The organism is Bacteroidota bacterium, assembly GCA_036522515.1.
Lineage (GTDB): Bacteria > Bacteroidota > Ignavibacteria > UBA10030 > SZUA-254 > VBOC01.
Window position 1 is genome coordinate 91348 of sequence record DATDFQ010000054.1, and the last position, 12035, is coordinate 103382.

At 61.3% G+C, this 12035-nt stretch carries 7 protein-coding genes; 6 read left to right on the forward strand and 1 reads right to left on the reverse strand.

The window, feature by feature from the left end:
• Positions 1-192: 192 nt before the first annotated feature.
• The 6 genes from VI215_10285 (at position 193) to VI215_10310 (ending at position 11442) form a co-directional block, all read left to right on the forward strand.
• Entirely contained in the window at positions 193-2697 is a 2505-nt protein-coding gene (locus VI215_10285; GenBank protein HEY6192696.1) for a PAS domain S-box protein, read from the forward strand.
• A complete protein-coding gene (locus VI215_10290; protein HEY6192697.1) occupies positions 2694-3365 on the forward strand; it encodes a response regulator transcription factor in 672 nt (223 codons plus the stop codon). Before VI215_10285 ends, VI215_10290 begins: the two co-directional genes overlap by 4 nt.
• Before the next feature lie 180 nt (positions 3366-3545).
• Entirely contained in the window at positions 3546-3938 is a 393-nt protein-coding gene (locus VI215_10295; protein HEY6192698.1) for a response regulator transcription factor, read from the forward strand.
• Between the two features lie 78 nt (positions 3939-4016).
• Positions 4017-6167, forward strand: coding sequence for a T9SS type A sorting domain-containing protein (locus VI215_10300; protein ID HEY6192699.1), 2151 nt, complete (start codon positions 4017-4019; stop codon positions 6165-6167).
• Between the two features lie 48 nt (positions 6168-6215).
• Positions 6216-10706 (forward strand): S8 family serine peptidase, encoded by a 4491-nt coding sequence (locus VI215_10305; protein ID HEY6192700.1) that lies wholly within the window; start codon positions 6216-6218, stop codon positions 10704-10706.
• Between the two features lie 232 nt (positions 10707-10938).
• Positions 10939-11442: a hypothetical protein gene (locus tag VI215_10310; GenBank protein HEY6192701.1), complete on the forward strand. Its 504-nt coding sequence runs from the start codon at positions 10939-10941 to the stop codon at positions 11440-11442.
• Positions 11443-11734: 292 nt separating this feature from the next.
• Here the strand turns inward: VI215_10310 and VI215_10315 are convergent.
• Positions 11735-12035 (reverse strand): amino acid decarboxylase (locus VI215_10315; protein ID HEY6192702.1); only part of this gene is annotated, 301 nt, incomplete at its 5' end.

The window sequence follows — 12035 nt, forward strand, 5'->3', positions numbered from 1 at the left end:
GTTTGTCAAGTGGCTTGAAATTCACCGCCTGAATTGCTACATTTTTCAACCGGGCCTTGGACGCACCAACTCATCACGCCGACAAACCGCAATGGGGTTCCTTTGCAAAAATCGCGGTGAAACCTTCCCTGAGCAAGCTGTGAGGACGGGAGGGTCGCGAATTTGCACGCCTTTCTCGAGGGTCTAACTTCCATGTCGCTGGATCAGGCCACCATCACGCTCAGTTTTTACGCTCTGATCAGCCTGATGGCCACCCTGGCCAACACCGCTCACGCTATTTTCGTGTTCCTGAAGGATCCCCGGAGTCCGGTGAACCGCGTCTGGGCTCTGGCGACCGGCTGCCTCGTCTGGTGGGGGTTCGGAGAAGTCATCCTGCGGGCCACCGATCAGCCCGACGTCGCCGACATGATGAACCGGATATTCGGAATCGGGCTCCGGATGCTCCCCGCCTTTTTTCTCCACTTCACGCTGGTGTTCACCGAAAGACAGCGCGTCCTGCGCAGGTGGTGGGCGCCGCTTTTTATCTACGGCCCCGCCTTGGTCTTCTCCGGCCTGCAATTCACGGGACACATCACCCACGTCATCCGGCTTCCCTGGGGGTACGCCTCGACGCCCGCGGACGGGTTTCTCTATTATATTCTCTGGCTTGAATCCTGTTTTCTCTGGGGCCTCTACCTCTGTTACGAGAAATTCATGACCGGGCGGTTCCGGAGAGAGCGCCGCCAGGCCCTCCTGGTCCTGCTCGGGGTCGTCATCCCGCTGTTGCCGAGTTCGCTGATCGACGGACTCCTTCCCCTTCTCGGGATCCAGATGATCCGCATCGCCGAGATCTCTTCGACGATTACCGTCGCCTTCGTCACCTACGCCGTCGTCCGGTTCCAGCTCATGTCGCTGACGCCCGAATCGAGCGCGAAGGCGATTCTCGACACGATCGGAGGGCTGCTCGCGGTGACCGACCCCGACGGGCGCATCGTCTTCACCAACGAATCGTTCAAGGAGAAGATCGGGACCGAGGACCATTCCATCACCCGTTTTCATTTTTACGATTTTGTCGACGAGGGAAGAGGGGTGCTCCTCGACGCCTACCGGGCCGCTCCCGAACTCCCTTCGTCCGCCCTCTCCGAGGTCAAATTCCGCAGCATGAACGGCTCGAGGTTTCCGGGCCTGTTGTCCGTTTCCCCGATCCTCAACGAGGGGGAGACGGTCGGATTCGCTCATTTCGCGCGCGACATCTCGGAGCTGAAGCGCTCGGACGAGGCGCTCCGGCAATCAGAGATCCGCTTCCGTTCCGTCTGGGAGAACTCCACGGACGGCATGCGGCTGACGGACGAGAACGGGATCATCGTCGCGGTGAACAGTTCGTTCTGCGCCATGGCCGGGATGAAGGAGAGCGAGCTCACAGGGAGGCCGATTACGGTCACCTATTCGGGCAAAGCGGACCGGGAAGAGATGCTGAGAAACTACCGGGAGCGGTTCGAGCGGCGGCGGATCGAGCCGCACGTCGAGCGGCTGATCACCCTCCATTCGGGCAAGACGCTCTACATCGAAGGGATCCACTCCTTTTTCGAGCTCGAGTACGGGAAGGGGCTCCTCCTCGGGGTCTTTCGCGACGTCAGCGAGCGCAAGATCGCGGAGCGGAGGATCCAGATGCTTGCCCACACGATCACCAGCATGCAGGAATGCGTGACGATCACCGACATGAAGGACAATATTCTCTCCGTCAACCCCGCGTTTCTGAGGGTGTACGGCTACGAGGAAGCCGAGATTATCGGGAAACATATCACGATCGTCCGGTCTCCGGACAATCCGCCTGGCCTGTCGGAGGAGATCAACGCGCAGACGCTCCGGGGCGGGTGGACCGGGGAGCTTCTGAACGTCAGGAAGAACGGAGAAACCTTTCCGATCGTCATGAGCTCGTCCATCGTGCGCGACAACGCGGGGACGCCGGTCGCGTTCGTGGGAATCGCGCGCGACATCACGGAGCAAAAAAACCTCCAGCGCCGGCTGGACGAGGCGTCGCGCCGGAGGAACGAGGATCTGCGCCGCTTCGCCATAGAAGTGCAGCGCGCCCAGGAGGAGGAACGCCGCCGGATCGCGCGCGAGCTGCACGACGACCTGGGGCAGCGGCTGAGCGGCATGAAGTTCAACATCGAGGTCTTCGAAGACACCCTCGAGAATCAGGACGCGCCGACCAGGGAGAAACTGGACCAGTTCAAGAAACAGATCGACGGGATGATCATCGAGATCCGGCGGCTCTCGTCGAACCTGCATCCCTCGGTCCTGGACGACTTCGGCCTCATCGTGGCGCTCAAGCTGCTGTGCGAGGAGATCGGCAAAATCCAGAACATCAAGATACTCTTTGAGCCGGCGGACGCGAAGATGGGGCGGTTCGAGCCGCACGTCGAAATCGCCCTCTTCCGGATCGTGCAGGAGGCCCTCTCGAACGTCGGGAAACATGCCGGGGCGTCGGAGGTTCGCGTGCGTCTCGGGCTGGAGGGCGATACCGTCCGGCTGCAGGTCCGGGACAACGGCTCCGGTTTTGACACCGCGTCCGTGCATCTGAAGAAGGACTCGAGCAGGGGGTTGGGGTTGATCAGCATGCGTGAGCGCTCCGAAGAACTCGGCGGGACATGCCGAATCGAATCCACGCCCGGCAAGGGCACGACGATCACCGTTGAATTTCCGGTACACCGATGAAAAAAATAAAGATTCTCATTGCGGACGACCACAGCCTTGTTCGTACCGGACTACGGCAATTGCTCGAGGGATCCGACGAGTTTTCGGTCGTCGGGGAGGCCGCCAGCGGCGAGGAAGCCGTCCTGCAGGTGGCGAAGCTGAAGCCCGATATCGCCATCCTCGATATTTCCATGCCGGGAATGAGCGGAATCGAGGCGACCCGGACGATCGGCAGGCAGAGCCCGGGCACCAGGGTGCTGATCCTGACGATCCATGAGAGCGAGGAGTATGTTTACCAAATGGTGCGGGCCGGGGCGAGCGGCTATGTCCTGAAAGACGCCGGCAAGGAGGAACTCTTCATGGCGGTCCAGGCCGTCGCCGCCGGGGAGCGGTTCTTCAGCCCCGGGGTTTCAAAATTGATGGTGGAGGAATTCATCCGCAGGGCGACGGAGCAGGATTCCGCCCCGCCGCCGCCCGACCAGGTGCTGACGAACAGAGAATACGAGGTGTTGAAGCATATCGCCGAAGGGATGACGAATCAGCAGATCGCAGACAAATTGTTCATCAGCGTCCGGACGGTCGATACCCACAGGACCAACCTGATGCAAAAGCTCGACATTCACGACACCGCAAGCCTCGTGCGCTACGCGATCCAGAAAGGACTGGTCGACATCAGGCCGAAGATCTAGCCCGGTCCGGCTTCCGCCACCCCCCCCTCTCCCGCCTCGAAAACGGCATCCCTTCCCCCCGCTCCAGCGTATCTTTCTACGTTGGATCACCTATTTTCAAGATTACGTCTTTCGCCCGATTGTTACTTTTCCCCTGCTTTGCTATCGTACTGCCGTATGTTAAGCGAAGGAGAATATGACATGAGCTCTTTGAGGATCCTGATCGCGGACGACCACGAAGGGTTCAGGGAAGAAGTGACTCAGTATCTCAGATACCAGAGCGGGATCGAGATCGTGGGGAGCGCGGGAAACGGCATGGACGCCGTCTTCCAGGCACGGTCGCTGCACCCGGACCTGGTCCTGATGGATATCAGCATGCCCGTCATGAGCGGGCTCGAGGCGGCGAGAGAGATCAAAGAATTCTCCCCCGACATCAAAGTCGTCTTCGTGACGATTCACGAAGAGGGGACCTACCAGTCTCTCGCAAAAGTGCTTGGCGTCGACGGTTTCATCTGCAAGACCGACCTGAAGCGTGAACTGCCGAAAATGCTCTCGGGTTTCGAGCGGGACCGCCGCGCCGCATCCGAAGTCTGAATCTTCACTAAACCATCAATCCATCCAACCCTTTAAGACAGGACCGGAAATTGAGCCGGCCGGAAAGGGAATGATAGTATGAAACCCATGTTACGATTTGCAGCTCTCCTCGCCGTGGCGGCCTTCATCGCGCTCGACCTTTCGGATCCTCTCCTCGCAGCCACGCCGGGGACGGGGACACTGACTTCCCTGACCCGCAGCCAAACGTGGACCGGGGGTCCGTTCACCGCCGCGGACGGCTACACCTACGCGGGCATCGCCTACACCCTGATCATCAGCGACCCCGAGCTCTGCACATCGATGACGTGTGATAAATATTTTCTGACCGTGAATATCCCGGCGTCGTATTATGTGACCAACCCGACCCATAGCGTGAGAGTCCAGATCAACTGGGCCAGCAGCAACACCGACTTCGACATGTACGTCTACGACGCTGCCGGGAACCAGATCAACAGCTCCGGTCAGGGGAACACGACGTTTGAACTGGTCGACCTCGGACAGCTGACGACCGGCACCTACCAGATTCTTGTGATCCCCTTTACAGCCGTCGACGCCGGGTACAACGGGAGCGCGACGGTCGGGCCGCCGCCGGTGGAGAACGCGCGTCTGGGAAAATACAAGAATGGAAATTTCACATTCACTCCCGCGAAGGCGCTGGGCGGACCTGACGGACTCCTGTTCGGCACCCAGGACCTCGAACCCCGCGCGGTGTATGACGGTCTCGGCAACATCTATGTCGCGGGAATAGAGGGAACGCCGGGCGGGACGGACGTCTGGAAGTCGGGGGACGGCGGAAACTCCTTCACCTACCTCGGGCAACCGGACGGCGGCCAGGCTGCGTCCGCGCTCGCCGGCAGAACGCCGGGCGCCGGGGGCGGGGATGAAGATATTGCGGTCGGCTCGACGGGCACGGTCTACATGGCGTCGCTCTGGGGAGCGGTGCTTGGGGTACCCGGAGTCGGAGGCGTGGGCGCGCCCCTCGCCGCCACGATGTGCACTTCCACGAACGGCGGGACGCTCTGGGTCGATAACCCGTGGGCGCAGAGCCTTCCCATCGTGGACCGCCAATGGATCGCGACCTACGGCGACAAGACCGTTTATCTGACCTATCAGCAAGAAGGGGTCGACCTTCAGGGGACTAACAGTCTCTGGGTCGTGAAGTCGACCGACGGCGGGCTCACGTTCCCGCAAGCGACTCAGCTCACGACTCCTCAGCTCGGCACGCAACCCGATTTCCAGGGAAACATTGCGGTCGACCAGCAGAACGGGAATGTCTATACCGTGTTCATCGGGCATCCGGGGAATTCGGTCTACATCGCCCGCTCGTCGGACGGAGGAAGGTCGTTCGTTTTGAAACTCGTCCGCCAGGGAGAGCCCGGAATATCGTACTCGTATGTGTTCCCGATTCTCGCCCTCGACAGGGGAGGGAACGTGCACGTGGTCTACTCCGACGGGACGAACGTCTACCTGACCAGTTCGGCGGACCAGGGCGCGACCTGGACTCTCCCGGTGAGAGTAAACAACGGACCCGGAGCGAAGCTGGCAATCGCTCCCTGGGTCGATGCGGGCGACGCGGGCAAGGTCGATATCATGTGGTGGTCGACTTCCTCCACCGATAATCTGGCACCCGACGCCCAATGGAAAGTATATTTCGCACAGACGCTCAACGCTTTCGCCAAGACTCCCACGATCAGCGAAAACGCCGCGAGCGGCGTATTCCATAGCGGCCCCATCTGCGTCAACGGGACCGCATGCACAGCGGGCACGAGAAACCTCGCGGAATACGCCTCTACAACGGTGTACCTGGATGGGAAAGCGATGATCGTCTATCCGGACGATCAGCAGACGGCGAACCCGATGACCTATTTCTTGAAACAGACAGGCGGCCCGGGCGTGCTTTCGTCCCCCCATGCGGTCGCTGCGCCGGCGCTCGCGGCGCACCGGGAGGAATCGAATCAGCCGCCGCAGAGGTATTCCCTCGACCAGAATTATCCGAACCCGTTCAACCCGGTGACGAACATCAGGTACTCTCTGCCGGAGCGGGGCTTCGTACAATTGACGGTCCACAATCTCCTCGGTCAGGAAGTGGCCAGGCTCGTCAACGCCGAGCAACAGGAGGGGGTCTATTCGGTTCCCTTCGACGCTTCGCTCCTCTCAACCGGGGTCTATTTCTACGAGGTTCGAAGCGGAGCGTTCGTCGACACCAAGCGGATGTTGTTGCTCAAGTGAGAGTTCGCCGTGAAATCAGCCAATCCAATTATCGAGGGGAGAATGGACATGAGATTTCCGATACTACAGGTAGCCCTTGGAATCCTCCTGTCGGCGTGCGCCGGTTTGGCCGGGCAGCCGAAAGATGGCGTGACCTACGGGGGCATGTCGCTCGTCCGCCAGCCGGCCGACGTGACAGGTCAGTACTTTGTCGTTTTTAAATCGGCGCCCGGGGCCGCGGAACGAGCCCTGGTCACCGGAAACCGCGCAACGATACTCTATCAATACGGGATCATCCCCGCCTTCGCGGTACGGGTGCCGGATGCGCTCTCACTCAATGCCATAAAGAGCGACCTGCGCGTCAGCTACGTCGAGGCGGTCCAGGTTTACTACGCGCTCGGGACGCAGCAGGATCCTGAAATCACCGATCCGCCGAACGATCAATCGACGCCGGGGAACGCCACGCAGGACATTCTTTCCGCCTGGATCGACCAACCCGACAACGGCCACCTGCGGTTTTCTATCAGGGTCAGCGATCTCTCCGCCGTAAATCCGTCGACGGGCGACGGGCTTCCGGTCAACGGGGCCTGGAAAGTCGCGTTCAATCTCCAGAACGGTGGAAGGACCACCGCCGATCAGTATTTCGTGCAGATGCGAAAGCCCGAATCGGGCCCGGAGGTCTTCTCGTGGGGCTATGTCGACGCCAACGGTATCAACAGCGAACAGAGCTCGGTCGACGCCGGCGCCATACAGACGTCGCAGGGGATCATCACGTTTCTCATGACGAACAGCGTCTTTTCCGGCGCGCCGAACCAGAACGGCAATCCCCAGCCGGGCGATGTTCTGAGCGGAACCTTCGCTTCGTCCACGCAGCTCATCGGAGCCTCCGGGACAGGTCTCCTCGCGCCGATCGACCAAGCGCCGGACACCGGGAGCGGGAGAAACTTCACGCTCCTGACAATCCTTCCGCAGTTCGGGCTGTCGGCGTTGAGCCTCGATTTTGGCACGTTGCAGGCCGGCCAGACAAAGACGGACACTCTGACGGTCACCAACAACGGCTCGACGCCGTTCACAATCTCTTCGGTGAGCTCGAACAACCCCGTCTTCACCGTCACACCGGTCTCCGGGAGTCTCAATCCGTCGGCACGGATGAATTTCTTCGTCAAGTTCAGCCCGACGGGCGCGGGGACGCAATTGGGGAATATCACCTTCACGCACACCGCGCAAGGCTCCCCGGCCGTCGTGCCGGTGAAGGGGGCAGTCCCTTCCGCCACGCAGGCCGAAATCCGTCCCTGGGGGATCGACACGGTGCGGGCCCCGGGGGCCTGGGGGACGACGAAAGGCAGGACGATCAAAGTGGCGATTCTCGACACCGGCATCGACTCGCTGCACTACGACCTTGTCGACCGCTACAAAGGGGGATACAATTTCGTCGCGAAGAACACCCATCCGTGGGACGGCCACGGGCATGGGACTCACTGCGCAGGGATTATTGGCGCCACGCTCAACTCCGTCGGCGTCGTGGGAGTCGCGCCTGAAGTCGATATCTACGCGCTGAAAGTGCTCAGCGACGCCGGAACCGGGACAAGCGCGGATATACTCGCTGCGGTCGACTGGGCAGTCCAGAACCACATGAACATCGCGAGCATGAGCCTCGGCGGGGGTCTCGGGATTACCGCTCCGACGGGGCAGGCCGCCCGGGTGCCTGTCTACAGCCCGACCGAAGAGCTCGCCTACCAGAACGCGTACAATGCCGGGCTGTTGATCATCACGGCGGCGGGCAACGACGGCGAGCCAGTGGTGATGTATCCCGCGGCCTATCAGGCCCCCATGGCGGTCGGCGCGATCGATCAGACACTGACGCTTGCCACTTTTTCGGATTATGGAGCCGACCTGGAAATCGTCGCCCCGGGGGTCGATATCCTTTCGACGTTCCCCCGCGGCACGGGCCGGGACAGCAAGGTGATGCAGGGGACCACCAAGTACGATGCGAACGTCATCGAGTTTTCGGCTCTGACCGGCTCCGCCGGGATTACGAGGCAGGCGATCAATTGCCAGAAGGGATTGGCGCCGTCCGATTTTCCAGCGCAGGTGGCCGGGAATATCGCGCTGATCCAGCGCGGAGACAGCAGTTTTGCGAGCAAGGTGCAGAAGGCGCAGGATGCCGGCGCTGTGGGCGCGATTATCTATAATAATGTCGCCGGAAACTTCAACGGAACGCTCGGCACCGCCAGGGACGACGCGCGAAACCGCGACTGGATCCCGGGCGTTTCCCTCTCGCTGGCCGACGGTCAGGCGCTGGCCGCGCTCGGGGCTCCCACGGTCACGCTCATCAACGCGGTCGGCGACTTCATCAAGGAAAGCGGCACCTCGATGGCTACGCCCCATGTGAGCGGTGTCGCGGCGCTGACGTGGGCGGCGAATCCGACTCTCACCAACCAGCAAGTGCGCGACATCCTGAAGCAGACAGCGCGTGATCTCGGAGTTCCGGGAACCGATCCGCAATACGGCGCGGGGCTCGCCGACGCAGCGGCGGCGGTCCGGGCCGCGCAGGCGATCGCCCCGGCGACGAAGGGGGGAACGGTCTCCCCCGCGACGCCGTCAGTCGCGTGGCAGGGCGGACCGTACACAGCCGTCACCGCCGATCCGGTGCTCTGCACGTCGTTGTCATGCGATCATTTTCTGCTGACCGTGAACATCCCGGCCTCGTATTACACCACCTATCCCAATAACTCCGTCCGGGTGCACCTTGCGTGGAAGGATACGGTGGATGATTTCGATCTCTACGTCAACGACCTCGCCGGCAACGCGGTCAATTCATCGACCCAGGGGATGACCGTCTTCGAGGACGCCGATCTCGGGCAGCTCACAACGGGAACCTACGATGTTCAGGTTGTCGCCTTTGCGACGGTGAACGAATCGTACTCGGGGAGCGCCTCGGTCGGACCGCCGCCCGCCGACGGAGCGCGAAGCGCGAGATATAAAACCGGAAAGTATACTTTTACCCAGCCGAAAGTCCTTGGCGGACCGGACGGGCTCCTGTTCAACGTTCAGGACCTGGAGCCCCGCGCCGCGTATGATGCCGCCGGAAACATCTATGTTGCGGCCATCCAGGGGACGCCGGGCGGGACGGATGTCTGGAAGTCGCAGGACGGCGGAAACACGTTTGCCTACCTCGGACAACCGGACGGCGGACAGGCGGCCTCGGCCACGGCGGGAAGAACGCCGGGCGTGGGGGGCGGCGACGAGGATATTGCGATCGGCTCCACGGGACGGGTCTACGTAGCCTCTCTCTTCGGGATCGAGCAACCGATGACCATCACGATGTCCAGCTCGACGAACGGCGGCGCCACATGGGTCGCGAATCCCAACTCGCAGAACGTCCCGCTGGACGACCGGCAATGGATCGCGGCCTCCGGCGACAAGACGGTGTACCTGACCTTTGCGCAGTCCGGAGCGCTCCTCGTCGGAACGAGCAGCATCTTCTGCATGAAGTCGACCGACGGGGGATTGACCTTTCCGCAGGTGACCGAGGTGACGAAACCGGAGCTCGGCGTCCAGGCGGAATTTCAGGGGAACATTGCGATCGACCCTCGAAACGGTAATCTCTATACGGTCTTCATAGGGCACCCCGGGAATTACGTGTATGTCGCGCGCTCCACCGACGGGGGAAATTCGTTCGTCCTCCGGTTGGTGAAATCGGGTTCGCAGACGGAGTCGTATGCGAACGTCTTCCCGATCATCGCCGTGGACCGCGGGGGAAACCTCCATGTGGTCTACTCCACGGGAAAGAGTATCTGTCTCGCAAGTTCCTCCGATCAGGGGGAGACATGGACGCAGCCCGTCCGGGTCAGCAACGGGATCGAAACCAAGACCGCGCTCTCGCCCTGGATCGACGCAGGGGACGCCGGGAAAGTCGACATCATGTGGTGGGCCACTTCTGCCCCTAGCAATCTGACGGGGGACGCAAAGTGGAAGGTCTACTTCGCGCAATGCCTGAACGCGCTCTCGAAAACCCCCACCATCAGCGAGAATGCGGCGACCGGGGTCTTTCACACGGGTCCGATTTGCGTGAGGGGGACGGCCTGCGCGGCAGGAACCCGCGACCTGGCGGAGTACGGATCGACGACGGTCTATCTGGATGGCAAGGCGATGATCGTCTATCCCGACGACCAGCAGACCGCCAACCCGCTGACGTACTTCGTGAAGCAGACAGGAGGGACCGGGGTGCTCTCGGGAGCCGCCGCAACCGCACCGAGGCTTGAAGCCGTGCGCGAAGCCTCGAAAGGGGCGCCGGATCGCTACGCGCTCGAGCAGAATTACCCGAATCCGTTTAACCCGGTGACGCAGATCAGGTACAGCCTGCCGGAGGATGGACATGTACGGTTGACGGTCCACAATATTCTGGGCCAGACGGTCGCGGATTTGATCGGCGGAGACCAGCCGGCCGGGAACTACTCGGTCGCCTTCGACGCCTCCCGCCTGCCGAGCGGGGTATACTATTACCATCTCACCGCGGGCACCTTCGCGGATGTGAAGAGGATGGTGCTTCTGAAATAGCGGTAAGGGCTGCGCTGCGCCCTCTCGCAGCGCGTGGATAGGAGCAGCGTCTCGTCCCTTGGCGCTGCTCAGGTGGATACCAACCCGGCCCTACCTCCTAGGGGCCGGGTTGAGTTTACATCAAATCGATCGATGGCGCCAAACCACCCGCCGGAAAAATGTGATGCCGCGCGGGAATTCATCCGGGCGCGTCGATCAAAAAAACATGGAAGGCGGAAAGGAGTGATAACTCATGAAGACGATCAGTTTGGCAATCGGAGCCATGCTGTTGGCACTCTCGTTTGCCGCGGTGACGCCGGTTCTTGCGCAGCAGGGGGGCAGGTTTGGCGCGGGGTTTGTATTCGGTGAGCCGACTGGAATCGCCTGGAAATACCAGATCAGCGACCGGAATGCGGTCGACGGGTCGATCGGTTTCTCGCCCTATGATCGCTACCGGATCAACGTCGATTACCTCTGGCAGAGCTACCCGTTCAACGAGCCCAGACTCGCTCTGCATTACGGGGTGGGCGGCGCGCTTGGATTCGGAAGAACGGATTATCTGTTCGTGGACGGAAGGAACAGCTATCTGTTCCGGACCCAGGACCTCGGCTTCGGCGTCAGGGGAGTGGTCGGCATGACCTACCTGGTGCCAAGGACTCCGATGGACCTGTTCCTTGAAGTCGCGCCGTTGATGATACTCGCCCCGGGGACGGGCATGGGTATCGACGCCGGGTTCGGCGCTCGGTTCTACTTCTAAAGTTTCTCCCGCCGGGTAGCGGGGGATTGTTGCACTAGGGAAAAGCGGTGGCGGCGGAGACGTCGTCACCGCTTTATTTTTGGGTTCCTCCTCCGCGGTGCCGGTAGCCGCAAGCTTTAGCTTGCGGGCTTTTTTGGAGCGGATATTTGAACGCTCCATTTGTTTTTGGTATTATCGCTCGAATAAATCCCGCAGCCTGAAGGCTGCGGCTACCAATTCCTCCGAGGTACCGCTAGCCGCAAGCTTTAGCTTGCGGGCTTTTTATTGCGAACGAGGTGTCAACCCGGTGGCGTTAGCCGCCCTCCTCGATGCGTTTCACCTGTTCACGGAGGATGTCGATCGTCAGATCGACGGTTTCGCGGTGAGTGCGGAAGCAGAGGATTGCGACGCGCAGGATAAAAGTGCCGTTGAGGAGCGTCGAAGAAAGAAACACGCGCCCGTCGCGCTGCACCCCCTGAACCAGCTTCTGGTTGAAGGCGTTCGGATCTCCGCGTTTCGGAATATAGCGGAACGTGACGACCGAGAGATCGGGAAACGGGCCGACCTCGAACCCGGGGAGCTCGCTGATTCGCCCGTGAAAATAGCGGGCGAGC

Excerpts from the sequence above, each read along its gene's own strand:
- VI215_10285 (HEY6192696.1), top strand. The coding sequence starts at position 193 with ATGTCGCTGGATCAGGCCACCATCACGCTCAGTTTTTACGCTCTGATC.
- VI215_10290 (HEY6192697.1), top strand. The coding sequence starts at position 2,694 with ATGAAAAAAATAAAGATTCTCATTGCGGACGACCACAGCCTTGTTCGT.
- VI215_10295 (HEY6192698.1), top strand. The coding sequence starts at position 3,546 with ATGAGCTCTTTGAGGATCCTGATCGCGGACGACCACGAAGGGTTCAGG.
- VI215_10300 (HEY6192699.1), top strand. The coding sequence starts at position 4,017 with ATGAAACCCATGTTACGATTTGCAGCTCTCCTCGCCGTGGCGGCCTTC.
- VI215_10305 (HEY6192700.1), top strand. The coding sequence starts at position 6,216 with ATGAGATTTCCGATACTACAGGTAGCCCTTGGAATCCTCCTGTCGGCG.
- VI215_10310 (HEY6192701.1), top strand. The coding sequence starts at position 10,939 with ATGAAGACGATCAGTTTGGCAATCGGAGCCATGCTGTTGGCACTCTCG.